At 56.5% G+C, this 23,898-nt stretch carries 20 protein-coding genes and 4 tRNA genes; 4 read left to right on the top strand and 20 right to left on the bottom strand.

Annotation, left to right across the window (positions count from 1 at the left end; all coding sequences use genetic code 11):
- Both MYY08_RS13980 and MYY08_RS13975 read right to left on the bottom strand, forming a co-directional pair.
- A partial coding sequence (locus MYY08_RS13980) for a hypothetical protein (protein ID WP_353738473.1) occupies positions 1 to 487 on the bottom strand: 487 nt, incomplete at its 3' end.
- 181 nt (positions 488 to 668) lie between these two features.
- Positions 669 to 3,227, bottom strand: a complete 2,559-nt coding sequence (locus MYY08_RS13975) for a class I adenylate cyclase (RefSeq protein ID WP_084970229.1) — start codon at positions 3,225 to 3,227, stop codon at positions 669 to 671.
- Between the two features lie 288 nt (positions 3,228 to 3,515).
- On the opposite strand from MYY08_RS13975, the gene hemC reads away from it, so the two are divergent.
- The 4 genes from hemC to hemY are packed head-to-tail and all read left to right on the top strand — an operon-like array spanning position 3,516 to position 7,547.
- Positions 3,516 to 4,457, top strand: a complete 942-nt coding sequence (gene hemC, locus MYY08_RS13970) for a hydroxymethylbilane synthase (RefSeq protein WP_038628954.1) — start codon at positions 3,516 to 3,518, stop codon at positions 4,455 to 4,457.
- Entirely contained in the window at positions 4,454 to 5,194 is a 741-nt protein-coding gene (gene hemD / locus MYY08_RS13965) for a uroporphyrinogen-III synthase (RefSeq protein ID WP_038628955.1), read from the top strand. Before hemC ends, hemD begins: the two co-directional genes overlap by 4 nt.
- A 23-nt stretch (positions 5,195 to 5,217) precedes the next feature.
- Positions 5,218 to 6,354, top strand: a complete 1,137-nt coding sequence (hemX, locus tag MYY08_RS13960; protein ID WP_288014610.1) for a uroporphyrinogen-III C-methyltransferase — start codon at positions 5,218 to 5,220, stop codon at positions 6,352 to 6,354.
- A gap of 2 nt (positions 6,355 to 6,356) precedes the next feature.
- Positions 6,357 to 7,547, top strand: a complete 1,191-nt coding sequence (hemY, locus tag MYY08_RS13955; protein ID WP_038628959.1) for a protoheme IX biogenesis protein HemY — start codon at positions 6,357 to 6,359, stop codon at positions 7,545 to 7,547.
- An 847-nt stretch (positions 7,548 to 8,394) separates the two neighbouring features.
- On the opposite strand, the gene MYY08_RS13950 is transcribed toward hemY, so the two are convergent.
- The 18 genes from MYY08_RS13950 to MYY08_RS13865 all read right to left on the bottom strand — a co-directional run.
- Positions 8,395 to 8,471: transfer RNA gene (locus MYY08_RS13950), tRNA-Pro, on the bottom strand.
- 35 nt (positions 8,472 to 8,506) lie between these two features.
- Positions 8,507 to 8,593: transfer RNA gene (locus MYY08_RS13945), tRNA-Leu, on the bottom strand.
- A 16-nt stretch (positions 8,594 to 8,609) separates the two neighbouring features.
- Positions 8,610 to 8,685 (bottom strand) — tRNA-His (locus MYY08_RS13940).
- A gap of 62 nt (positions 8,686 to 8,747) precedes the next feature.
- A tRNA-Arg gene (locus MYY08_RS13935) sits at positions 8,748 to 8,824 on the bottom strand.
- A gap of 177 nt (positions 8,825 to 9,001) precedes the next feature.
- Entirely contained in the window at positions 9,002 to 9,742 is a 741-nt protein-coding gene (wecG, locus tag MYY08_RS13930) for a lipopolysaccharide N-acetylmannosaminouronosyltransferase (protein ID WP_038630175.1), read from the bottom strand.
- Positions 9,743 to 9,758: 16 nt separating this feature from the next.
- Positions 9,759 to 11,120 carry an ECA oligosaccharide polymerase gene (wzyE, locus tag MYY08_RS13925; RefSeq protein WP_038628962.1) on the bottom strand — a complete coding sequence of 454 codons (1,362 nt, stop codon included), beginning with the start codon at positions 11,118 to 11,120 and terminating at the stop codon, positions 9,759 to 9,761.
- Entirely contained in the window at positions 11,117 to 12,190 is a 1,074-nt protein-coding gene (gene wecF / locus MYY08_RS13920) for a TDP-N-acetylfucosamine:lipid II N-acetylfucosaminyltransferase (RefSeq protein WP_038628963.1), read from the bottom strand. The genes wzyE and wecF overlap by 4 nt, the downstream gene beginning before the upstream one ends.
- Positions 12,187 to 13,437, bottom strand: a complete 1,251-nt coding sequence (gene wzxE / locus MYY08_RS13915) for a lipid III flippase WzxE (RefSeq protein WP_104951611.1) — start codon at positions 13,435 to 13,437, stop codon at positions 12,187 to 12,189. Before wzxE ends, wecF begins: the two co-directional genes overlap by 4 nt.
- Before the next feature lies 1 nt (position 13,438).
- On the bottom strand, positions 13,439 to 14,569 hold the full coding sequence (gene rffA / locus MYY08_RS13910; protein ID WP_084970228.1) for a dTDP-4-amino-4,6-dideoxygalactose transaminase: 1,131 nt from the start codon (positions 14,567 to 14,569) through the stop codon (positions 13,439 to 13,441).
- A 4-nt stretch (positions 14,570 to 14,573) separates the two neighbouring features.
- The gene (rffC, locus tag MYY08_RS13905; protein ID WP_038628967.1) at positions 14,574 to 15,266 is read right to left on the bottom strand and encodes a dTDP-4-amino-4,6-dideoxy-D-galactose acyltransferase; all 693 of its coding nucleotides are present in this window, start codon (positions 15,264 to 15,266) and stop codon (positions 14,574 to 14,576) included.
- On the bottom strand, positions 15,244 to 16,125 hold the full coding sequence (gene rfbA / locus MYY08_RS13900; protein WP_038628969.1) for a glucose-1-phosphate thymidylyltransferase RfbA: 882 nt from the start codon (positions 16,123 to 16,125) through the stop codon (positions 15,244 to 15,246). Before rfbA ends, rffC begins: the two co-directional genes overlap by 23 nt.
- Positions 16,122 to 17,213 carry a dTDP-glucose 4,6-dehydratase gene (rfbB, locus tag MYY08_RS13895; RefSeq protein WP_084970227.1) on the bottom strand — a complete coding sequence of 364 codons (1,092 nt, stop codon included), beginning with the start codon at positions 17,211 to 17,213 and terminating at the stop codon, positions 16,122 to 16,124. Before rfbB ends, rfbA begins: the two co-directional genes overlap by 4 nt.
- Entirely contained in the window at positions 17,210 to 18,472 is a 1,263-nt protein-coding gene (wecC, locus tag MYY08_RS13890; protein WP_038628973.1) for a UDP-N-acetyl-D-mannosamine dehydrogenase, read from the bottom strand. Before wecC ends, rfbB begins: the two co-directional genes overlap by 4 nt.
- Positions 18,469 to 19,599 carry a non-hydrolyzing UDP-N-acetylglucosamine 2-epimerase gene (gene wecB, locus MYY08_RS13885; protein ID WP_038628975.1) on the bottom strand — a complete coding sequence of 377 codons (1,131 nt, stop codon included), beginning with the start codon at positions 19,597 to 19,599 and terminating at the stop codon, positions 18,469 to 18,471. The genes wecC and wecB overlap by 4 nt, the downstream gene beginning before the upstream one ends.
- 57 nt (positions 19,600 to 19,656) lie before the next feature.
- On the bottom strand, positions 19,657 to 20,688 hold the full coding sequence (wzzE, locus tag MYY08_RS13880) for an ECA polysaccharide chain length modulation protein (RefSeq protein ID WP_288014605.1): 1,032 nt from the start codon (positions 20,686 to 20,688) through the stop codon (positions 19,657 to 19,659).
- A gap of 28 nt (positions 20,689 to 20,716) precedes the next feature.
- Entirely contained in the window at positions 20,717 to 21,814 is a 1,098-nt protein-coding gene (gene wecA / locus MYY08_RS13875; protein WP_425325813.1) for a UDP-N-acetylglucosamine--undecaprenyl-phosphate N-acetylglucosaminephosphotransferase, read from the bottom strand.
- A gap of 274 nt (positions 21,815 to 22,088) precedes the next feature.
- Positions 22,089 to 23,348: a transcription termination factor Rho gene (gene rho / locus MYY08_RS13870; RefSeq protein ID WP_038628983.1), complete on the bottom strand. Its 1,260-nt coding sequence runs from the start codon at positions 23,346 to 23,348 to the stop codon at positions 22,089 to 22,091.
- A 338-nt stretch (positions 23,349 to 23,686) separates the two neighbouring features.
- Positions 23,687 to 23,898: thioredoxin domain-containing protein (locus tag MYY08_RS13865; RefSeq protein WP_288014603.1), on the bottom strand; the 212-nt coding region annotated here is incomplete at its 5' end.

Here is a 23,898-nt window from a genome sequence, read left to right as displayed (position 1 = left end):
CGCCATAGTAATCCCAGCGCCTGAGCGCCGCCTCTTTGCTGACTATTTTCAGCCATGGCCAGTAATTTTGCGGCCTTACCACCTTGTAAAAACCCAGCAGATCGGAAACCAGATCCTCAGCGCTAAAGCCGCTGTCGGTATACCAGCTAAAAAAGGGCATCGACTGCCAGTTCTCAAACGCAATCGCCGTTTCCATCATCAGCGCCAGCGTAATGCTGTGTCTTTCCGATAATGAACGCCCTCGTTTGATATTCCAGCGTGAACAGCGGCCAGTGCTAAATGGCTGTAATGTCATCTTCTGTTGATACTCAATCAGATAGTAAGGCTGTCCGCTGGCCTCGCCTCTTTGCATTTGTTCAAGACAATTTTTTATATCATCCCCACGCGCATGCCCTAAATCTATCCAGCCCAACACCTCTGAATAAATCAGTCCGCGGTCTTTTTTCCCGGATGTCCAGGGATCAATAATCTCTTCCCGTTTGCTCATTGCCGTCCCTGCTCATTGCTAAAGCGGAAAAGCGTCCGCCGCCTCAGGCAAAATAAAGCAGGCGCGCGTCAGCGCACGTAAGACCTGTCTCGAAAGGCAAAGGAAATCCAGCCGGGCCGGTTAAAAAACCGACGCCGAAGCGGATTCGTGGAAAAGACAGGTAAAAGCAGAGCCCGCAGGCTTAGTGCATCTGGAAGCGCTGCGGGTAGTCGTTGCTGTTGCCGTCAGGCAGGTTCGCGCAGAGCTGGGTCAGCGCCTGGCTGCGGAACGGGATCACCTGCGTGCGGTCGTCCGCTTTCACAATCTGATAGAACTGCGGCAGATTGAAGTTAACGAAGCTGGAACCGTAGGTGAAGCGGTCGTGCGATGAGGAGTAGAAACGGCTGACGTCTCGCACCAGCTCCTCTTTGCTGCCTTCGCAATGGTGATAAACCTCAATGCGGTTTGCTTCATCCAGGATATAGATGTTAAAGCCGCTATCGGTGTTGGTGTCCTCGAAGAAGAACTGGATAATCCCTTCGCTGGCGTAACCGTTGACCACCGGCGGCAGCGGCACCTGCTCTGTCTCCACCTTAATAGAAAGGCCGTGCAGCTTGTTATTCGAGATGGCGCCGTAGAAGTCCACCGCGTTTTCCAGCTTCTGCACCGACACGCCGAGACGCTCGAAGAACAGCCCCCACGTTTGTCCGGCGACGCGCAGCGCTTTAAAGCGGCCTGGGTCCTGACGCGTGCTGGAAAGGCGCAGCTCGATGCATTCGGAGACCAGCTGTTGTACGCGCGTGCGGATCAGGCCGCGCAGATGCTGACTGTAGCAGAACACTTCCACCGCATCGGGCGGCGCGGCGTCCTGATGCATTTTGCCGAGGATGGTTTTCAACGCCTCAAGCATCGCCTGCTCGCCGTTGAAATGCAGCGTGCGCACTTCATTCCAGGAGTTGCGATAGAGCAGATCGACACTGCCGATCAGACACTGCTGCTGCTGGCCGAAGCTAAAGACATCCAGCTTGCGGAAATCGAAATGCACCACCTGATTGCGGAAGGCGGCGGTCGGGTCATATTCCAGATTGACGATCAGCGCCAGATGGCGGATTTCGCACGGGCTGTAGAGCGCTTTCGCCGTCGGCGCCGGCAGACGCAGCGGGAAATGGTGCGAGACATCCGCCACCAGCTCCTGAAGCCGCGCCAGGTCACACACCTCATTGCCTTTAATATGGAGCCGGGTTTTTTCCGTCAGCAGCCCGTTAAACCAGGCCCACGCCACCAGCTTATTCAGATAGCGGTTATATTCCAGCGGCTGATGGCTGATGATGGAGTTCATATCCGGCGCCTGGTTATACAGGTACCAGCCCGACCGGTTGGCGCGCCCCGCCGGCACATGAATAAAGGTCAGGTGCGGCTCGGAAAGGTCGGGTGAAATTTGCGGGTTGACCAGCGTCACCTTGCCCGGCAACGCTTCAAACGCGGCGTACAGCTTGCGCGTCAGCACGCCGATATCCTGCGGACTGGCGCTGACGCTTAAATTATTGCGGCGCGCAAAGCGAATCAGGTTGCGATAGCTCTGCATCATCGCATCCAGCAGTTCATTATGCGCTTCGCGCACGCGTTCGATTTTCCAGTCGGCGCGGCTGTCGAGAACCGCGAGACGCGTCTCGTCCCAGCCCCATTCGCTGACCAGCTGCGCCAGAATCTCCCGACGCCAGCCGGAACGCTGCGGATTTTCATCCTGCGACAGCTTTTCGCATACTTTCAGGTAAAAACAGCGGCGCACCAGATCGAGCCGGGCGTGATCGTCGATGCTGATGAGATATTGTGTAACGCGCTCCAGCATCATGCAGTAGGAGTCAAGACCAAACGAGACAATTTCGCCGTCGTGCAGTCGCTGCTTGATGTCCATGGCCAGCAGGCGGGTACGGGGATACTCCCAGGAATAGGCTTCCAGCAGCAGGGTTTTCAGCACCGCTTTATAAGGCGAATCGATGCTTTTATAGAGCTGCCACAGGCTGGCGCCAAAATACTCTTCGGCGGAGAGCGTGCTCAATCCGCCTAAATCAAGCCACTCATTCGGCGTCAGCACGCCCTGCGCGTAAAGGGACATCACGTAGTCGTCGTAATGTTCCTCTTCTTCGCCAGGCACCATATTCCACAGGATGCGCTTGCCCGCCATCCGCACCGCGGTGCGGTAGAATTCGTCGAGCAGCAGGATATGTTGAGTGGAACCACAATCTTCGCCACCGAGACTGCCGCTTTCATTGTGCCGGAAGCGGTTTTCGTCGATTAGGAAGAAACTGACTTCCACACCCATCGACGCGCACCATTTTTCCAGCAGCTGGCATTTTTTCTGCAGCGCCAGACGCTCTTCGCCGTCCAGCCAGGATTGATGGCAGACCCAGATATCCAGATCGGAAGTGCTGTTTTGCCCAACGGAGGAGGTACTGCCCATAGAGTAGACGCCGGTGATCGGCATCTCCCCTTTAGGCGGTGTGGCGACCTGAAGACCAGATTTCTGCTCCATGTCCTGCAGGTAGCGCCGTTGGTTTTCATCAGACGTGTAAAAGCTGATACCGTATGGAACGTTACCTTCAAGGTAGCCCGGCATCTGCGGATGATGATGATGTAATAAGGTTGGCAGCAGACCGTATACCTGCTGGAAAGCAGGGCCCATTGCGGCCAGCGCGCGGTCGACACGCAGCTGGTTAATGGCATCCAGTCTCTGTTTCAGTGTCTCAATGTAGAGGTACAAGACGTCTCGCCTGATTATCCCAGTGCTTATAAATAACCCTGTTTCCGGGATCTGCCGCTTCATTTAAAAATTTTCGGGCAGATTACTGCTGGAAACGTGATCAATCTAACACCTGGCAGATTGACCGTAAAGAAAGTTGCGCTACTTAACAGTTTAGCACGCTTTATCCACCGATCGTCCTGGCCTTTCCCTTCTACGCTTTTCCTTACCGTTTCAAAATCGCGAAAACTGACAGCCTTCCTGTATCAATGATAGGATAATCAGTGAACGATCAAAACGGTACCAAGCATGTTAGACAAAATTTTAAGAATTGCCACCAGGCAAAGTCCACTCGCTTTATGGCAGGCACAATATGTTCAGCAGCGTCTGATGGCCTGTCATCCGGGCCTGCGCGTAGAGCTGGTGCCGATGGTGACGCGCGGCGACATCATCCTTGATACGCCGCTGGCGAAAGTCGGCGGCAAAGGGCTGTTCGTTAAAGAGCTGGAACTGGCAATGCTGGAAAACCGCGCCGATATTGCGGTGCATTCTATGAAGGATGTGCCGGTCGAATTTCCGCAAGGCCTTGGATTAGTCACCATTTGTGAACGCGACGATCCGTTGGACGCCTTCGTCTCAAATCATTACGCCACGCTCGATGCGCTGCCGCAGGGCGCGGTCGTCGGCACGTCCAGCCTGCGCCGTCAGTGTCAGCTGGCCGCGCTGCGTCCGGATTTACAGATTCGATCGCTGCGCGGCAACGTCGGCACCCGTCTGTCGAAGCTCGACGCCGGCGAGTATGACGCCATTATCCTGGCGGCAGCCGGACTCAAGCGTCTCGGCCTGCACGACCGCATCCGTTATGCGATTCCGGCTGAGGTTTCTTTGCCCGCCGTCGGTCAGGGCGCGGTCGGGATTGAATGTCGTCTGGACGATGAACAGACCATTATGCTGCTGGCGGCGTTAAACGACGACGACACCGCAACGCGTGTTAAAGCTGAGCGCGCAATGAATACCCGCCTCGAAGGCGGCTGTCAGGTGCCAATAGGCAGCTACGCGGTGCTGGATGGCGATGATATCTGGCTGCGCGGCCTTGTCGGTTCGCCGGACGGCTCATCAATGATACGCGGCGAACGTCGCGGTCCGCGTGCTCAGGCGGAGCAGCTGGGGATCTCGCTGGCTGATGAGCTGCTCAGCAACGGCGCGCGTGAAATCCTGCAGGAAGTCTACCAGGGAAATCCGCCGAAATGAGCATTCTCGTCACCCGCCCTTCTCCCGCAGGCGTTGAGCTGGTGACGCGCCTGTGCGCTTTGGGTCGTGCCGCCTGGAGCTTTCCACTTATTGAATTCACGCCCGGCCGCGAGCTGCCGCTGCTGCCGCAGCAGCTTGCCGCGCTGGCGCCGGGCGATCTGGTTTTCGCACTTTCGCAACATGCCGTTGAGTATGCGCACCCTTGCCTGCGGCAGGCCGGTTTAACATGGCCCGCTGCGCTGGGCTATTATGCTATAGGGCGCAGCACTGCGCTGGCGCTACACAGCGTCAGCGGGCGCGAGGTGAGCTGGCCGCACGACCGGGAAACCAGCGAAATGCTGCTGCAGCTGCCGACGCTGCGTCGACTGAAAGGTAAAAGCGCGCTGATCCTGCGCGGCAATGGCGGCCGGGAGCTGCTCGGCGAGACGCTGGCGAAGCGTGGGGCGGAGGTACGTTTCCTTGAGTGTTACCAGCGCTGTGAAAAACATTATCACGGTCCCAGCGAAGGACGCCGCTGGCGCGATCGCGGCATTGATACGCTGGTGGTCACCAGCGGCGAGATGCTGCAACAACTTTATCAGCTGTTTCCCATGATCGACCGTGAGGAATGGCTGCTACGCTGTCGGCTGATAGTCGTCAGCGATCGTTTGGCTACCCTGGCCAGGGAACTTGGCTGGAACCATATCACGGTAGCCGATGGTGCTGATAACGACGCGCTGATGCGCGCGTTACAATAAACTTGAAAATGGGATGTGCCACAATGACGGAACAAAAAGATTCCTCCGCTATGGTTGAAGAGACCACTCCTGCGGTAGAAACCCGCACCCCGCCTGTAAAGAAGCCGCCGCGTAAATCAGGCCAGGCCGGCACTGCTCTGGGTGCGCTGGCGATTGTTATTGCGCTGGCGATTGGCGCTGGATTATGGATGAATGCGCATCATCAGGCGCAGCAGCAAGCGCAGGTCAGTCAGACGCTCAGTGAGCAGTTGATGGCGCTACAGCAGCAAAGCGAGCGTGAAAAAGCGCAGTTAACGCAGCAGCTCGCCACGCAAACCGCCGACCTGCAAACCGCGCGCGAACAGCAGGCGGCGCTGAGCCGTCAGCTGGATGAGCTAAAAGAGAAAGTGGCCGCCATTTCAGGCAACGATGCGCGCACCTGGCTGCTGGCGCAGGCTGACTATCTGGTGAAGCTGGCGGGACGCAAATTGTGGAGCGATCAGGATGTTACTACCGTGGCGGCGCTGCTGAAAAGCGCGGACGCCAGCCTGGCGGATATGAACGATCCCAGCCTGGTGCCGGTACGCCGCGCACTGACGCAGGATATCAGCAATCTTTCCGCTATCAGCCAGGTGGACTACGACGGCATTATCCTGAAGCTGAACCAACTCTCTAACGGCGTTGATAATCTGCGTCTGGCGGATAACGACAGCGATAGCGCGCCGATGGACGCCGACAGCAACGAGCTAACTTCGTCGCTGCGTGAATGGCGACAGAATCTGGTAAAAAGCTGGCACAATTTTATGGATGATTTTATTACCATCCGTCGCCGCGATAACACTGCCGAACCGCTGCTGGCGCCGAATCAGGATGTCTATCTGCGCGAAAATATTCGTTCGCGTCTGCTGATCGCCGCACAGGCGGTGCCGCGGCATCAGGATGAGATCTATCGTCAGTCGGTAGATACTGTCTCTACCTGGGTGCGCGCCTGGTTTGACACCAGCGACGCCAGCACTAAATCGTTTCTGGCGCAGCTTGATGACTTAAGCCAGCAGAGCGTATCGATGGATATCCCGGAGGCGCTGGAAAGCCAGCCGTTGCTGGATAAGCTGATGCAGACGCGGGTGCGCAACCTGCTGGCGCAGCCCGCTGAGCCGGCGCAACCGCAGCAGGGAGAGTAACGATGTTAAAAGTCTTTATACTGTTCCTGCTACTGATCGCGGGCATCGTGCTGGGTCCGATGATCGCCGGTCATCAGGGCTATGTGCTTATTCAGACCGACAACTGGAATATTGAAACCAGCGTTACCGGCCTGGCGATTATCCTGATTGTCGCGCTGCTGGTTATCCTTGCCGTTGAGTGGCTGCTGCGTCGTCTCTTTCGCACCGGCGCCAGAACGCGCGGCTGGTTTTTAGGCCGCAAGCGCAATCGCGCGCGTCGTCAGACGCATGAGGCGCTGGTGAAGCTGGCGGAAGGCGACTATCGCCAGGTGGAAAAACTGCTGTCGCGCAACGCCGATCATGCCGAGCAGCCGGTGGTGAATTATCTGCTGGCTGCCGAAGCCGCACAGCAGCGCGGCGACGAAACACGCGCTAATCAGCATCTGGAGCGAGCGTCTGAGCTGGCGCACAACGATCCGATTCCTGTTGAGATTACCCGTGTACGTCTTCAGCTGGCGCGTAATGAAGATCACGCCGCTCGTCACGGTATCGACCGATTGCTGGACGTCGCGCCGCGCCATCCAGAAGTGCTGCGTCTGGCGGAGCAGGCTTATGTGCGTACCGGGGCCTGGAGCGCGCTGCTCGATATCCTGCCCGCGATGGAAAAAGCGCAGGTGGCGGATGACGAGCACATTAAAGCGCTGCGTCAGCAGTGCTGGCTCGGCCTGATGAACCAGGCGATGGCGGATCAGGGCAGCGAAGGCCTGAAGCGCTGGTGGCAGAGCCTGAGCCGTAAAACGCGTCATGAAACGGCGTTGCAGGTTGCTATGGCGGATCATCTTATCGCCTGCGACGATCATGAAACGGCTCAGCAGATCGTGCTGGACGGCCTGAAGCGCAACTATGATGAACGTCTGATCCTGCTGATGCCGCGTCTTAAAACCGGTAATCCCGAACAGCTGGAAAAAGCGCTGCGCCAGCAGATTAAGCAGCATGGCGCGACGCCGCTGTTGCACAGCACGTTAGGCCAGCTGTTGATGAAGCACGGTGAATGGCAGCAGGCAGGCGATGCGTTCAGGGAAGCATTAAAGCAGCGTCCTGACGGTTTCGATTACGCCTGGCTCGCGGATACGCTGGATCGCCAGCATCGCCCGGAAGAAGCGGCACAGATGCGTCGTGAAGGTCTGCTGCTGACGCTAAAAAATAATCGTTAACGTCAGAAGCGCTAAAGAAGCCGGGGCATCCCGGCTTTTTTGTATCTGCAATTTGAGCAACAGGAAGCAGCTGGCGGTTTATGGCAAAAAAAAACCTGCCTAAAAAGGCAGGTGTAAAAATCAGGTCGGTAAGACAACCGAATTGGTACCCGACTCAACGTAGTGCCCTTAACTCCAATAAAGCGAACGATATTGGCTGGCTGGACAACAGGTACCCTAATTGGCTCTGCATCATTCCTGAGTTTATGAAGCCGAAGCGAGCATAAGAGATGGAATGAGCATCTACGCCTATATTATTGCACAGGTTGTGCCAAAGTGGGATTTATCGCACCAATGATTTTTATATATGATTGAATTGATTAATTAATTATTTCAAACGGCTGGAATTGTTTGCTTGATGTCTGTCGTTAGCTAACAACAATCTTAGCAGGTGTTGTCGTCAACCAGAGACAACAGATAACGCGTAGCCGAAAAATTCTATAAAACAGTAACTTATATGTCTCTGGTTTGAGACAAAATCGGAAATTAAGCATGCTCGCCTCTTCGCGTCTGATTAACATCGGACGAAGAAATTAACGGCAAAAATGGCATCGAACACCATCAAATAAGTCAGCCAGCTAATTATGCGCATCAAGTATCTGGAATATTCGCCTGGTGGCCGCCTTTGCAAAAGGAGGGAGAGAAAGTACAGCGGCAAAACGAGTACCTGTGCGGGAAGAAAAGGATGGTAAAACAACGCAGGCTCAGCGCAAGAAGCTGAACTAAGGATAAGGATAAGGATAAGGAAGTAATGAAGCAGATATGGAACGACAAAAACAAAAAAACCTGCCAATGCAGGTTAATAAGATGGTCGGCGAGAGAGGATTCGAACCTCCGACCCACTGGTCCCAAACCAGTTGCGCTACCAAGCTGCGCTACTCGCCGACGTAATGCTCTTATTCGTACTACTTTCTTTTGCCTGGTGCGAAGAGAGGGACTTGAACCCTCACGTCCGTTAAGACACTAACACCTGAAGCTAGCGCGTCTACCAATTCCGCCACCTTCGCATGTTCCAGCAAAAGTTGGGGTGGCTAATGGGACTCGAACCCACGACAACTGGAATCACAATCCAGGGCTCTACCAACTGAGCTATAGCCACCATTACTTCTTACTTCTACTAACGCGGTAAATGTTACCACCGCAGCTCTTGCGCCTGTCTAATGGCGCGCCCGACAGGATTCGAACCTGAGACCTCTGCCTCCGGAGGGCAGCGCTCTATCCAGCTGAGCTACGGGCGCGTAGCGCCGTTGCGGATGGGGATACTACGGATTTGCACCGAAGCTGTCCAGTGCTTTTTTAAGAAAAAAACGCGTTTGATTACGCTTTGTGCATTCCGTCTAAACAAACGTCACTCTGAATCGCTAAGCGGCTAAAAAGCCGCCGTTTAGCGTTTTGCCGCCTGAGATTCTGCTCTCTTACAGCTGGCCGCCATAGTAATAGCGCAGGAATTTTATTAACCGCAGCTGGCGGCGCAGACGGCTCGGCTGGCTTAACAGGCGGTAAAGCCACTCCAGCCCCATCCGCTGCCAGATAAGCGGCGCGCGCTTTACATGGCCGGTAAACACATCATAGGTGCCGCCCACGCCCATATAGAGCGCCTGCGGCCAGACGGCCTTACATGCCTGCATCAGCAATTCCTGTTTCGGCGAGCCCATCGCCACCGTAACGATCTGCGCCCCGCTCGCCGCCACGCGACTGAACAGCGCTTCACGCTCATCTTCTTTAAAGTAGCCGTGCTGCGTGCCGACGATATTGACGTTCCACTGACGTTGCAGCTTCGCGACTGTCTCCTCCATCACCTGCGGCTTGCCGCCGATCAGGAAAACCGGAATCCCCTGCGCGCCCGCACGCGCCATCAGCGCTTCCCATAAATCGGCGCCGGGAATGCGCGTCACCTGCGCCTGTGGATACTTTTTGCGAATGGCGCGTACAATGCTAATGCCGTCGGGATATTTGATCTCCGCCTCATCAATCAACTGACGCAGTGCCGAGTCGTTCTCATAGGTCAGCACCTTTTCCGCATTGATGGCGACCAGCGTACCGCTACGCACCGCACCCTTAGGGCACAGGTAATCCAGACATGCTGTCATGTCGGCAAAGCCGTGCAGACTGATGCCACGGATCGGGTACTGGGGCGCGTTTGGCGCAACGTCCATTTCAAACATCCTCACATCATTCCGGCGACGCCGACAGCGTCCCGGTCGGCTGTGCGCCGCATCGGCGCGGGCGAATCAAACCAGCGCTGTCGAACAGCCAGAAAAGTAACTTAGCCACCACCACGCAGGCGGCGAAAATTAAACAGAAAAACACTACGCGGCTGACGAAAGCGTCCAGACCTTCTCGCGCCAGCACAATAATATTGAACACCGCGCCAAAGCAGAAGCTTTGCAAAATGGCCGACTTATAGCGGTTGGGATGCTGCTTGCCGCGCTCATAGAGCCAGTCGAACCATTTGATAATCAGCCCTACCGCCACCGCGCCCAACGGAATAAAAGCCGCGCCGCCCATCACGACCAGCGAGCCGAGCAGGGTCGGCGAAATCGCCAGCCCGGAATGGTTATTCAGCACTTCCCAGGTAAAGTAGTTGGCGCTGTTCAATACCAAAGAAGGCCGCCCCGGCCAGAGCCAGCCGGGAATATAGACGTAGAAATCACGCACTATCGGCGCCAGGCCCTGAAAATGGATGTTGTCGTAGTTTTGCAACAATAGCGCCAGGTTTTCCCAGGGCGAGAAGGTATCGCGCGTCAGATAAAGGAAGGTATAGAGCGCCTCTGCGCCGCTGACGTCCAGGTTATAGCGGCGCAGCGCCAGCCAGAACATGCCGACAATACCGAACGCCCCCGCCGCCGCCAGCATCCAAAGCGTGATCCAACCGCGAATAATGCCGATAAACAGAAACAGGGAAAACGCGATGATGATATTAGCACGCGTGCCGCCGACGATCGCATAGGTCAGCAGGCCAAAGGCGACGGTGCTGGCGAGGAAAAAGAGCCACGCCTTACGCCCCGGCTGTAAGAAGTAAACCACCAGCATCGCCGGAATAAAGAAGTAGAAGAAACGCTTTAGCGCCACGCCGGAGACTTCGCTGGAAAATATTTCGCTGTAAGCATGCAGACGAAACAGCAGAAAGCCGTTGCGCATAAAGAATATCGCCACCGTAACCAGCGCCAGCAGCGCAAGAATGCCCCAGATCAGGTGCGCCTCCACCCGGTTAACGGTGAATAAACTGCGCTCGCGCCTTTCCTTCCGCGCACGCAGGCGCGTTTTATAGCTGACGTAATAAATGGCGTAAAAGCTGCCGGCCGCGAGCAGCGCCTGTAGCAGGAATGTCGGCGGCACGACCGCCACATCAAAGCGAAACACCAGCAGGCTGGTGAGCGGAAAACCGAAATAGAAGGTCAGCAAAAACAGCAGCGAGAAAAAGACGTTGAAGTTAAACCGCACTCGTCGAAACTCACGCCACGTCAGGGTCAGAATAAAGGTCAGGGAAACCAGCCAAACCAGCAGCAGGCCGCCGAACTCTGCAAGGCTCATTGCGACTCTCCTTCTGCAAGGGCCAGCGCCCGTTGCCAACCGACAACAAAAGCGGGATCGAAAAAGGCGATATGGCGCTTATCGATACCGGCAAGCTGTCGACGCGCCTGCGCAACGATATTTTCGCTCAGCGCATCGTTATCAAACAGTACCGGCAGCTGTTGTTCAACCATATCCTGCCAGAACGGATTTTTACGGTTCAGCACCACCGGCACATTGGCCTGGATCAGCAGACAGAGCGTGCCGATCCCCTGCTGTCGCTCAAAGGTAAAATAGCCCAGATCGCAGTCAGCGATCAGTTGCAGATAGTCGTCGAACGCCAGCTTGTCCGTCAGCAGACGCACCTGTCCTTCCGGGAACAGGTTTTGCGCTGCCGCGCGTACCTGGCCGATATAGTCCAGGTTGTTTTCCGGATAGCCCAGCGGCACCAGAACCCGTACCTGCTCGCCGAACTGCTGACGTATCGCCTGCAATGCCGGAATATGACGATTGCTGGGATCGCCGGAGTTACCCAGCAGCAGCGTCAGAGCGCTCTCCTGGCGCTGACGCGCCGGCATCGTTGAATGCATGCGCGTCGGGAAATAGAGCAGCGAGGCCGGGACGCGGCGATGACGCTGCTGATAATGGCTGATATCGCCACGCGTGGCGAACAGATGTGACACTCTGCCCTGGGCCAGACGGCGCAGCAGATAAAACAGGCGAAACTTCAGGCTGCGCGACTCTTCATAAAGATCGGCGCCCCAGACGTGCCAGAAAACCTGCTTGCGACGCAGACCGCCGTTCAGCAATGCCAGCCACAGCCAGGGATTGAACTGACCGTGCAGGAAAAAGCGCGTCTGGCGATCGCGCGCGCGCTGCAACACCGCCTGCGCCAACGCTTTTTTATTGGGGTAAATCTCTACCTGCAACGCCTGGAACGCCGTTTGCAGCACTTCATCCTGGCTTACGACCATAAACAGGCGCGGCGCGGGACACGGCTGCGCCTCGCTCATCACATCATTAAAAAAGCGCAGAACCGTCTGGTTATGATGTGGAATATCCGAACCCAGTACATGAATCAATGTCGTCATACTCTTCGGCGATAGATCAAAAAGGCGCATAAACAGAGCGCAAAATAGACAATATAGGTGGCCATGTAGGCTTGCGCCGCGCCAGTTGCGCCGGAAAGCGGGATCAACCAGCGCGAAAAAGCGGTCAGCAAAATAAACTGGCTTAGCTCGGCGGCAATATAAAAACGCAGCGAGGCTTTCGCAATCACCAGATAACCGAAAACGTAGGCGCCGACTTTTAATACATCGCCAATCAGCTGCCAGACAAACAGATCGCGCATGCCGTGAAACTGACTGGAGAACAACAGCCAGATCGCCACGTCGCGCAGCAGCCAGACGCAGAATCCCACCGCAGCCACCAGCGGCAGTACAAAGCGTAGCGTGCGGAAGATCTCGCGGGAGATATCCTGCTTTGCGTTCAGACGCGAGAGCGTCGGCAACAGCCAGACGCTGAAGGTAGCGGTGATAAATTGCAGCCAGGCGTCAGAAATGGTAGTAACGCCCTGCCATAACCCGACTTCCTGCCAGCTGTAACGCGCCGCCAGCAGGTTACGCATCATCATCCAGGCGATGGGCAACGTGGCGGAGGTAATCAACGCCATCAGGGTAAACTTCGCCAACTGTCGAGCCAAATCGCCGTGCCAGCGCGGCAGCAGCGCCCGAAGCGGCAGATGGTCGCGCTTGATCAGCAACAGCATCGCCGGGATAACGATCAGCGCCGGCACCACCGCCAGGCCGACCAGCGCGCCGCGATAGCCGCCCAACCAATAGCAGATCACATAGCCGATGACGCCGATAACGCTGCCCGCCATCAGCGACAGCGCATTACCCAGCGCATCGCGGAAGCCCTTCATGATCGCCAGCGCAAGGTTCGCCCAGGCGATGCCCATCTGTAAAAACGCCACGATACGAATAATATCCTGATAGCGATCGTGCCCGAATAGCGCCTGGCTGATCGGCGCGGCGGCCAGCAGAAAAACCACCGCTACCAGCAGTGAAAAGCTCAGCACCATAGCAGAGGCGGTGCCGGTCACAGCAGCCAGCCGCAGCGGCTGGTGCTGATGTTCCGCCACATACTTGGTGACGCCGTTGAAAATCCCGGCGCCCGCCAGCACGCCCAGCACGGTAATCAGCTGGCGGAAGTTGCCCGCCTGCCCGACCCCTTCCGGGCCAAAGCTCACCGCCAGCAGCTTGACTACCAGTAAACCGGAGACAATTTTTACCAGCGTGGACGCGGCGGTCCACACTGAGGCCTTTGCTAATGACATATCAGGCGAAGAAGCTCAGCAGAGAATTGATGACGGTGCTTTGATTGTTCTCTGACAGGTTGTAGAACAGCGGCAGACGCAGCAGGCGTTCGCTTTCGACGGTGGTATTGCGATCTTCGCCGTCAAAACGGCCAAAGCGCTCTCCGGCAGGCGAGCTGTGAAGCGGGATGTAATGAAATACCGCCAGGATTTCCGCCTCTTTAAGCCAGCTTATCAACGCCGAACGATCGTCGGCGTCACGCAGTTTGATCCAGAACATATGGGCGTTGTGCTGGCAGTGCTGCGGAATAGCGGGCAGCGTAATGCGGCCGCTGGCGGCCACCGACTGCAGTGCAGCATAATAGCGCTGCCAGAGATGCAGGCGTCGCTCGTTGATACGCGTGGCCGCTTCCAGCTGCGCCCAAAGATAGGCCGCCTGCAGATCGGACATCAGGTAGCTGGAGCCGATATCGCGCCAGGTATATTTATCTACCTGGCCACGGAAAAACTGGCTGCGGTTGGTGCCCTTTTCGCGAATAATTTCCGCGCGCTCCGCCAGCGCCGGATCGTTAATCAACGTCGCGCCGCCTTCGCCGCCGGCGGTGTAGTTTTTGGTTTCATGAAAACTGAAGCAGCCGATATGACCGATGCTGCCCAGCGCTTTGCCCTTCCAGGTGGACATAACGCCCTGCGCCGCATCTTCAATCACGTAAAGCTGATATTTTTCCGCCAGCGCCATGATCGCATCCATTTCACAGGCGACGCCCGCATAATGAACGGGCACGATAGCGCGGGTTTTCGGGGTGATCGCCGCTTCGATGCGCGTTTCATCGATATTCATCGTATCCGGCCGCACGTCAACAAAGACGATGGTAGCGCCGCGCAGTACAAAGGCGTTAGCGGTGGAAACGAAGGTGTAGCTCGGCATAATGACTTCATCGCCGGGCTGCAGATCGATCAGCAGTGCGGCCATCTCCAGCGACGCGGTACAGGAAGGGGTCAGCAGCACCTTTTTACTGGCGAAACTTTGCTCCATCCACTGCTGGCAGCGACGCGTGAATCCGCCGTCGCCGCACAGTTTGCCGCTTTGCATGGCGGACTGCATATATTCAAGTTCGGTACCCACCACCGGTGGCGCGTTAAATGGAATCATGACGTTACCTGTATAGCCAGTAAGCGGTGCTGTCGATAGCAGCACCACAACGAGTATAGAGCCGCATCGCGGCCAGATTGCTGAGCTGCGTGGCGACATGCAGCCTGGTCAGGCGTCGCGCCCGGCACCAGTCCACCGCCGCCAGCATTAACTTTGTTCCGATGCCTTTGCCCTGCGCTGTCGGTAACGTCGCCAGCAGCCCGATACGCGCAGCGTCAGCGCCGACTTCGCGTAGCGAAACAAAGCCCTGCAGCTTGCCCTGCTCATCATGAGCGATCAGGCATTGGTTATCGAACGTGCCCCGCACCGCGTTTTCAATCCACTGCGCATAGAAGCGCGCGCTGTCATGCGCCTGATACCAGGGCGCGCGGAATCGGCTCAACGCGAACGCCGCGCCTGCTGCGGCGCGCAGCGCGGGAATATGTTCCGGGCGCGCAATGCGGATGCGGGTCTGTCTTTCCGCCGCCGTAACCGCCAGCAGGAGATCCGCTTCGCCTTCCACCAGGCGGAAGCCCAACTGCTGTAAGGCATCCAGCCGCGCCGTTTCCCGGCTGTCGACTTTCGCCTGCACAAGGTCAAAGGCCGCCAGCTGCGCGGCTTCAAGCACGACGGCGTCATCCCACACCAGCTGCGCGCTGTTGCGTTGGAAAAACTGATTTTCCCAGTCGAGGGATTTAATACTGGCGTGGACGGGCATGAAGGATATCCAACAGATACTGGCCGTAGCCGGTCTTTTGTAGCGCCTGCGCCGCGCGCCGCAGGCCATCGTCATCCAGCCAGCCGTTGCGCCAGGCGATCTCTTCCAGGCAGGCAATTTTGAATCCCTGCCGCTTTTCCACCGTTTGCACAAAGGTGCTGGCTTCAATCAGGCTGTCGTGCGTACCGGTATCAAGCCAGGCGAAGCCGCGGCCCAACAGCTCAACATTTAACTCGCCGCGCTCCAGATAGCGCTGATTAACAGAGGTGATTTCCAGCTCGCCGCGCGCGGAAGGCTTCACCTGGCGAGCGAATTCCACTACCTGGCTGTCATAAAAGTAGAGGCCGGTAATCGCCCAGTTCGATTTCGGACTGGCCGGTTTTTCTTCCAGCGAAATAGCCCGGAAATTATCGTCAAACTCAACCACGCCAAAGCGCTCCGGGTCCATAACCTGATAGCCGAAGATCGTCGCACCCTGCGGTCTTGCTGCGACTTTGCGCAGCTTGGGGCTGAAGCCCTGACCAAACCAGATGTTATCGCCCAGCGCCAGACAGCAAGGTTCACCGTTAAGGAAGGTTTCGCCAATAATAAACGCCTGCGCCAGTCCATCCGGGCTGGGCTGCGCGGCGTAGCTTAGCGTGATGCCGAATTCGCTGCCGTTGCCCAACAGACGTTGAAAATGCGGCATATCATCCGGCGTAGTAATGATCATAATGTCGCGGATGCCCGCCAGCATTAAGACCGACAGAGGATAATAGATCATCGGCTTGTCATAAATTGGCAACAGCTGCTTGGATATCCCGCGTGTAATGGGATGGAGCCGCGTACCAGACCCGCCAGCCAGAATAATGCCTTTCATGATGACGCGCCGTCCTGAGAGGCGTGAGAGAGTCCGAGCCGCTCGCCCTGATAACTGCCGTCAAGAATGCTGCGCCACCAGCGCTCATTATTCAGATACCACTGCACCGTTTTACGCAGGCCGCTGGCGAAAGTTTCCTGCGGACGCCAGCCCAGCTCGCGCTCGATTTTACCGGCGTCGATGGCATAGCGCAGATCGTGCCCCGGACGATCGGCGACAAAAGTAATCAGCTCACGATACTGCGTTACGCCAGCCGGTTTGGTCGGCGCCAGCTCATCCAGCAGATCGCACAGCGTTTCCACCACGTCGATATTACGCTGTTCGTTATGGCCGCCGATATTGTACGTCTCTCCCGCCTTTCCTTTGGTGACCACGGTCACCAGCGCGCGGGCATGATCTTCCACATAGAGCCAGTCGCGCACCTGATCCCCTTTGCCATATACCGGCAGCGGTTTCCCCGCCAGCGCGTTAATGATCATCAGCGGGATAAGTTTTTCCGGGAAGTGATACGGGCCGTAGTTGTTAGAACAGTTAGTGACGATGACCGGCAGCCCGTAGGTGCGCATCCAGGCGCGCGCCAGGTGATCGCTGCTCGCCTTGCTGGCGGAATAAGGGCTGCTCGGCGCGTAAGGCGTGGTTTCAGTAAAGAAATTATCGCTGCCGTGCAGGTCGCCAAAGACTTCGTCGGTGGAGATATGATGAAAAACAAAGCCCTGCTGGCGTTCGGACGGCAGGCTGCGCCAGTAGTGACGTGCCGCCTCCAGCATTTGCCAGGTGCCGACAATATTGGTTTCAATAAAGGGCCAGGAACTGTCGATCGAACGATCGACATGGCTTTCCGCCGCCAGATGCATAATGCAGTCGGGCTGATAATGCGTCATGATGCGATCCAGCGCCGCGCGGTCGCAAATATCAACCTGCTCGAAGGCAAAACGCTCGCTCGAAGCGACCTCGTCCAGCGAAGAAAGATTGCCGGCGTAGGTCAGCTTATCGACCACCACCACGCGATGCTCCGTCTGCTGAATCAGATGCCGCACCACGGCTGAGCCAATAAAACCGGCGCCGCCGGTGACCAGAAACTGCTTCATCGCCATACTCCTTTGGTATCCACTACCCAGCGCTGGGCTACCTGCTCGCCAGGCACCGCTCTGAAGGCGCGGTGGTCCACCAGCATAACCAGCACATCCGCCTGCTGTAACGCCTGTTCACTGGAAACCAGCGTCGCCTCGCTGGCCAGCTTCGTCGGGATCTGTTTCACGTTGGGCTCCACCACCCAGGTCGCGCCGCTGTGCCAGTCAGCAATCAGATGCGCCACTTCCATCGCCGGGCTTTCGCGTAAATCATCGATGTTGGGCTTAAAAGCCAGGCCGAAACAGGCGATCGTCAGCTCATCGGCGCGCTTGCCGGTTTCGGTCAGGCAGTCGGCGACGGCGGCTTTTACCTGGTTTAACACCCAGTGCGGCTTGGCGTCGTTGACCTCGCGCGCGGTGCGGATCAGGCGCGCCAGATCGGGATTCTGCGCCACGATAAACCAGGGATCGACGGCAATGCAGTGGCCGCCGACGCCCGGTCCCGGCTGGAGAATGTTAACGCGTGGATGGCGATTCGCCAGCGCGATCAGCTCCCAAACGTTGATGCCCTGCTGCGCGCAAATCAGCGACAGTTCGTTGGCGAAGGCGATATTCACATCGCGGAAGCTGTTTTCGGTCAGCTTGCACATTTCAGCCGTGCGGGCGTTAGTCACGACGCACTCCCCTTCCAGGAAGATGCGGTACAGCTCGCTGGCGCGCGCCGAGCAGGCAGGCGTCATGCCGCCGATCACACGATCGTTTTTAATCAGCTCGACCATGACCTGTCCCGGCAGGACGCGCTCAGGACAGTAGGCGATATGCACTTCGGGATTTTCCGCCTGCTGCTGAGGAAAAGCGAGATCGGGACGCGCCTCCGCCAGCCACTGCGCCATCTGCTCGGTCGCGCCGACCGGCGAGGTCGACTCCAGGATCACCAGGTCACCTTTCTTCAGCACCGGCGCCAGAGAGAGGGCCGCCGCCTGTACATAAGCCATATCGGGCTGATGTTCGCCTTTAAACGGCGTCGGCACGGCAATCAGAAAAGCATCGGCCGCGACCGGCTGAGTGACGGCGCGTAAACAACCGGCCTGCACCGCCTGTTTGACGACGGCGTCCAGGTCCGGCTCGACAATATGAATTTCCCCACGATTAATGGTCTCAACCGCCTGGGCGTTGATATCCACGCCAACCACATTTTTTCCGCGCGAGGCGAAAGCCGCTGCGGTAGGGAGTCCGATATAACCCAGGCCAATAACCGAAATAGTATTAAAGCTCATAGCGTTACTCTGTTATTTTTTAGCGCCTGCAGAATGCGCGCGCAGGCATGGCCATCGCCATACGGATTATGCGCGCGGCTCATCGCCTGCCAGGCTTCTTCATTGTTCAGTAGATGGTTAACTTCCGCCACGATCTTCTCTTCGTCCGTACCTACCAGCCTTACCGTGCCGGCCTCAATCGCTTCGGGACGCTCCGTGGTTTCCCGCATGACCAGCACCGGTTTGCCCAGCGACGGCGCTTCTTCCTGAATACCGCCGGAGTCGGTCAGAATCAGCCAGGCGCGATGCATCAGCCAGACAAAGGGCAAATATTCCTGAGGTTCGATCAAAATAATGTTATCGATACCGCTCAGAATGCGGTTAACCGGCTCACTGACGTTCGGGTTCAAATGCACCGGATAGACGATTTGAATATCGGGATGCTGACGCGCCAGCGTCGCTAGCGCGCTGCAAATACGCTCAAAGCCGTCGCCGAAGCTTTCGCGGCGGTGTCCCGTCACCAGAATCAGCTTTTTCGCCGGGTCAAGGAAAGGGTAACGGGCCGCCAGACTCTCATAATGCTGGCGATCGGAAAGAATACGGTCACGCACCCAGAACAGCGCGTCGATCACCGTGTTGCCGGTAACGAAAATCCGGCTGTCCGCCAGGTTTTCGCGCAGCAGATTTTGTCGTGAATTCTCAGTTGGGGTGAAGTGCCAGGTCGCCAGATGGCCGGTGAGCTTACGGTTGGCCTCTTCTGGCCAGGGCGAGTAGAGATCGCCGGTGCGCAAGCCCGCCTCGACATGCCCAACGGGAATGCGGTGGTAAAAGGCCGCCAGGCTGGCGGCCAGCGTGGTGGTGGTGTCGCCATGAACCAACACCACATCAGGTTTAAACGTGGCGAAGACGCCTTTTAGCCCTTCAAGAATACGACTGGTGATTTCGGTCAGTCCCTGCTCCGGGCGCATAATATTCAGATCGAAATCAGGCGTGAGCGCGAACAGGCGCAACACCTGATCGAGCATTTCACGATGCTGGGCCGTGACACACAGGCGGGCGTCGAATGCATCATCATTCGCCAGCGCATGCACCAGAGGCGCCATCTTAATGGCTTCCGGTCTCGTGCCAAAAACGGTCAGTACTTTCACTGTTTTTCTCTTCGTTCGTTAGCCGTGTCAGTCACAGCGACACCTGCAACGCGCGTTTCAGGCACGAGGACGGCGAATCAGCGCAACACCTGCGCCAGCAATGGCTCCGATTGCGCCCCACATAATCATTAAGAACGCCCGACGCGGACTGTCGCGCTTTACCGGCTCTTCCGGCGTCCGCAGATAGCGGTAAGTCTGAAACTTGCTGTCCAGCGTCGGGCCGACGTTCAACGTATCGAGCATCGCCCGATTTTGATCGTAGTCCAGATCGTAAGTCGGCCCGTTCGCCTGCAGGTTTTCCAGTCGCGCCTGCAACATCGGTCGACCCAGCAGGAAAAGCTCCGAATCGGGCAGCTGTTCCGAAGGCGTGCTGGTTTTGGTCTGGTCAATGCCCTGCTGTTGGGCAATTTTTAACGCCTGTTCAACGCTGCGCACCTGACGTTGATAAACCGCATTGGCAACCGTTTCCTGACGTTTTACCTGCGCTTTCAGTTGAATAGTCCGCGCAGCCCAGGCTGCCGACAGCTCCTGATTCAGGTGACGCGCGGCGCGCTCGCTGGCGAAAGCGATATACTGACGCAGCAGGTTATTGGCGTCCACGGAAGTCTCGGCCACCAGTCTGACGTTATCGCTCACGTTTTTCGCGCTGTCGGCCGGCGTAAATTGAATATTGCCGATCATCTCATCCAGCAGCGCGGCGTCGTTGCGCACATTGCCGTTTTTGCGATGCTTGTAGTAATCGGTTTGCAGCCAGAACTCACGACGGGTATCCCAGGAAGAGAGCTGCATAATAAATTCCTGGTAGGCGTCATCCATCACCGATGTTTGTGGCACGGTCAGCGCGCCGGCGCTGCTGCGCATATCCAGGTTACGTAAAAACTGCTGCTGCGAGTAGTAGCTGCCAATCATATTCACCGTCGGACGATCGGTAATCGCCGTCGCGCTCCACTCCTGTTTAACCAGCAGTGAATAAATCCAGGCCAGCAGCATGCCCAACAGCGCCAGCCCAATAATCCAACGTTTACCGCGCCACAGCGTGCAAAACAGGCCACGAATATCCAGTTCGTTATCCACGGAATCAGAGGTCATAAGTAGGGTATCCTTGTCCAAAGGGAGATTAGCCCGGAAGCTTATTCTTATTGGCGCGACGCAGGCGGCGCTTGATGCGTTTGATCATGCGGGCAACGCGCCAGGCGCGCTTAATGCAGTAGCCATAAAGGAAGAAAGCGAATAAAAACAGCAGCAGCATCACCCACTCCGGGATGAAAGCCAGATATTCGCCCAGCACGCCGACGCCCGCCAGCAGCGCAGCGGCAAGCGTGATCAGTACAAACGCCTGCCGGGAAGTAAACCCGGCGCGCATGATCAAATGATGAATGTGCTGACGGTCGGCGGAAAACGGACTCATGCCTTTGCGCAGCCGGCGATACATGATCGCCACCATATCCATCAGCGGAATCGCGATCAACCATAGCGCAGTAACCGGCGTAATGGGATGCGTGATGCCCTGCGTGGTTTCCAGCAGGATCCAGATAATGGTGAAGCCGATGAGCGTGCTGCCCGCGTCGCCCATAAAGACTTTATAGCGCTTACCGAAAACGCCAAGATTCAGCAGGATATAAGGCAGCGTGGCGGCAATCATGGCGAAGCACCACATCGCCAGGCTGTGCTGACCGTCAAAGAAAAGGATGATGCCCATCGCGCCGAAGGTGACGCAGGAAAGGCCGCCCAACAGGCCGTCGATGCCGTCGACCATATTGAAGGCGTTGATCGCCGCCCAGACGGCAAACAGCGTCAGTACATAGCCGAACGGCCCTACCACCAGCTCCATCGGCCCGATAATATAGCCAAGACTCAGCAGATAGAGCTTGCCGACCACCATCATCACGATAGCGATCGCCGCCTGCACGACAGCGCGGAATTTTACGCTGATATCGAACCGGTCATCCAGCGCTCCCACCAGAACCAGCACGCCTGCACAGGCCAGATAGAGCATGGCGTGCGGGAGATAGTAGTTGGTAATGAAGAAAGTGAAGCAGATACCGGCATAAACGGAAATGCCGCCGACCAGTGGAATCAGCCCCTGATGACGTTTACGGTAGTTAGGTCGATCGACCAGGCCGACTTTTTTAGCTGCTTTACGAGCAAAAAAAAGGAATGCCAGTGAAAACAGAAAAATTAGACCAAGCTCGGTACTCATGGTGAGTAAATTCACATTAACAGCTCTCAGCTAAGACACCGGGTAACTATAAGCAATTATTATGCCTGCCAGCCTGACTGACGTCTGAATAATGCACTTTCGCCGCTTGACCGCTTGTTCTTTAAGCAAAAGCGTCCGTTGCTGTTACGCTTTGCGGCTTACGACGCCCGACAGTCGCTTTATCCTATAGTCCCAAAATGAAAAACGCCACGTTTGAGCGTGGCGTTACCCGAGTTTTCTTACTGCCATCGTGGGCAGCTGTCGCGCAGCTGCCCTATGGCCAGCAATATTATGAACGTTTCATCATGTCGAAAAATTCATCGTTGGTCTTGGTCATCGCCAACTTATTAATGAGGAATTCCATCGCGTCGATTTCACCCATCGGATGGATGATTTTGCGCAGGATCCACATTTTCTGCAGCTCTTCCTGGGAAGTGAGCAGTTCTTCTTTACGTGTACCGGAACGGTTGTAATCGATAGCCGGGAAGACGCGTTTTTCAGCGATTTTACGCGCCAGATGCAGCTCCATGTTGCCGGTACCTTTAAACTCTTCGTAGATAACCTCATCCATCTTCGAACCGGTATCAACCAGCGCGGTAGCGATGATGGTCAGGCTGCCGCCCTCTTCCACGTTACGCGCCGCGCCGAAGAAACGTTTCGGACGATGCAGGGCGTTCGCATCCACACCGCCGGTCAGGACTTTACCGGACGCCGGCACCACGGTGTTGTAGGCGCGCGCCAGACGGGTGATGGAGTCGAGCAGAATAATCACGTCTTTTTTATGCTCAACCAGACGCTTCGCCTTTTCGATCACCATTTCGGCAACCTGGACGTGACGGGACGCTGGCTCATCAAAGGTAGAAGCAACCACTTCGCCTTTGACCAGACGCTGCATCTCAGTCACTTCTTCCGGGCGTTCGTCGATCAGCAGCACCATCAGCACGCAGTCTGGATGGTTGTAGGCGATGCTCTGCGCGATGTTCTGCAGCAGCATGGTTTTACCCGCTTTCGGCGGCGCCACGATCAGACCACGCTGGCCGCGGCCGATCGGCGACGCTAAATCCAGTACGCGAGCGGTCAGGTCTTCCGTTGAGCCGTTGCCGCGCTCCATGCGCAGACGTGAATTAGCGTGCAGCGGCGTAAGGTTTTCAAACAGAATCTTACTGCGCGCGTTTTCCGGCTTGTCATAGTTGACTTCGTTAACTTTCAGCAGCGCGAAATAACGCTCACCTTCTTTCGGCGGACGGATCTTGCCGGAAATGGTGTCACCAGTGCGAAGGTTGAAGCGGCGAATTTGGCTGGGGGAAACGTAGATGTCATCGGGACCGGCAAGGTAGGAGCTGTCTGCGGAGCGGAGGAAACCAAATCCATCCTGCAGTATCTCCAGCACACCATCACCGAAGATATCCTCACCACTCTTGGCATGTTGTTTGAGGATAGCGAAAATGATGTCCTGTTTGCGCATGCGCGCCAGGTTTTCCAGCCCCATGTTCTCGCCGAGAGTAATCAGCTCTGAAACCGGCGTATTTTTTAGTTCGGTAAGATTCATAATGGTGGGTTCTTAAACTCGGGGTATATCTCGAAAAGGTTGTCGTGAATGGTATGGCAAAGAAGGTCCATGCCCGTTAATGGCTCCGTTTCCGTGTCTGCTCGACGATCTTATGCGTGAATGCCGATCTGAAAACGAGGAGACGGTTGGAAACCGATACCGGAAAATTGATGCTAACCGTCAGATTGTTGATGCACTGTGAAGAAAACGCCAGCGTTCAACAAGGGAAACAAACTACAGGTAAGTTCGTAATGCAGTAGATTTAACTTAGCATGCTTCATGCCGGGCGTCTAGCGGTCAGGAAAAAATTACTCGGACCGCCAGCGCCGGCAGTGAAATCAGCTCAGGTTCGCGTTCAGGAACTCTTTGAGCTGGCCTTTGGACAGCGCGCCGACTTTCGTCGCCGCCACTTCACCATTTTTAAACAGCAGCAGCGTCGGGATGCCGCGAATACCGTATTTCGGCGCCGTTTCCGGGTTCTCATCGATATTCAGTTTGGCAATGGTCAGCTTACCGTCATACTCTTCTGCTACTTCATCAAGGATAGGGG

It is taken from the genome of Mixta sp., from assembly GCF_024610815.1.
GTDB classification, from domain to species: domain Bacteria; phylum Pseudomonadota; class Gammaproteobacteria; order Enterobacterales; family Enterobacteriaceae; genus Mixta; species Mixta calida.
This window is presented reverse-complemented; position numbering and strand designations above follow the sequence as displayed.

Bases quoted from the DNA above. Each gene is read 5' to 3' on its own strand.
- hemC (WP_038628954.1), top strand. From the start codon at position 3,516: ATGTTAGACAAAATTTTAAGAATTGCCACCAGGCAAAGTCCACTCGCT.
- hemD (WP_038628955.1), top strand. From the start codon at position 4,454: ATGAGCATTCTCGTCACCCGCCCTTCTCCCGCAGGCGTTGAGCTGGTG.
- hemX (WP_288014610.1), top strand. From the start codon at position 5,218: ATGACGGAACAAAAAGATTCCTCCGCTATGGTTGAAGAGACCACTCCT.
- hemY (WP_038628959.1), top strand. From the start codon at position 6,357: ATGTTAAAAGTCTTTATACTGTTCCTGCTACTGATCGCGGGCATCGTG.
- wecG (WP_038630175.1), bottom strand. From the start codon at position 9,742: ATGGACGTTGCGCCAAACGCGCCCCAGTACCCGATCCGTGGCATCAGT.
- wzyE (WP_038628962.1), bottom strand. From the start codon at position 11,120: ATGAGCCTTGCAGAGTTCGGCGGCCTGCTGCTGGTTTGGCTGGTTTCC.
- wecF (WP_038628963.1), bottom strand. From the start codon at position 12,190: ATGACGACATTGATTCATGTACTGGGTTCGGATATTCCACATCATAAC.
- wzxE (WP_104951611.1), bottom strand. From the start codon at position 13,437: ATGTCATTAGCAAAGGCCTCAGTGTGGACCGCCGCGTCCACGCTGGTA.
- rffA (WP_084970228.1), bottom strand. From the start codon at position 14,569: ATGATTCCATTTAACGCGCCACCGGTGGTGGGTACCGAACTTGAATAT.
- rffC (WP_038628967.1), bottom strand. From the start codon at position 15,266: ATGCCCGTCCACGCCAGTATTAAATCCCTCGACTGGGAAAATCAGTTT.
- rfbA (WP_038628969.1), bottom strand. From the start codon at position 16,125: ATGAAAGGCATTATTCTGGCTGGCGGGTCTGGTACGCGGCTCCATCCC.
- rfbB (WP_084970227.1), bottom strand. From the start codon at position 17,213: ATGAAGCAGTTTCTGGTCACCGGCGGCGCCGGTTTTATTGGCTCAGCC.
- wecC (WP_038628973.1), bottom strand. From the start codon at position 18,472: ATGAGCTTTAATACTATTTCGGTTATTGGCCTGGGTTATATCGGACTC.
- wzzE (WP_288014605.1), bottom strand. From the start codon at position 20,688: ATGACCTCTGATTCCGTGGATAACGAACTGGATATTCGTGGCCTGTTT.
- rho (WP_038628983.1), bottom strand. From the start codon at position 23,348: ATGAATCTTACCGAACTAAAAAATACGCCGGTTTCAGAGCTGATTACT.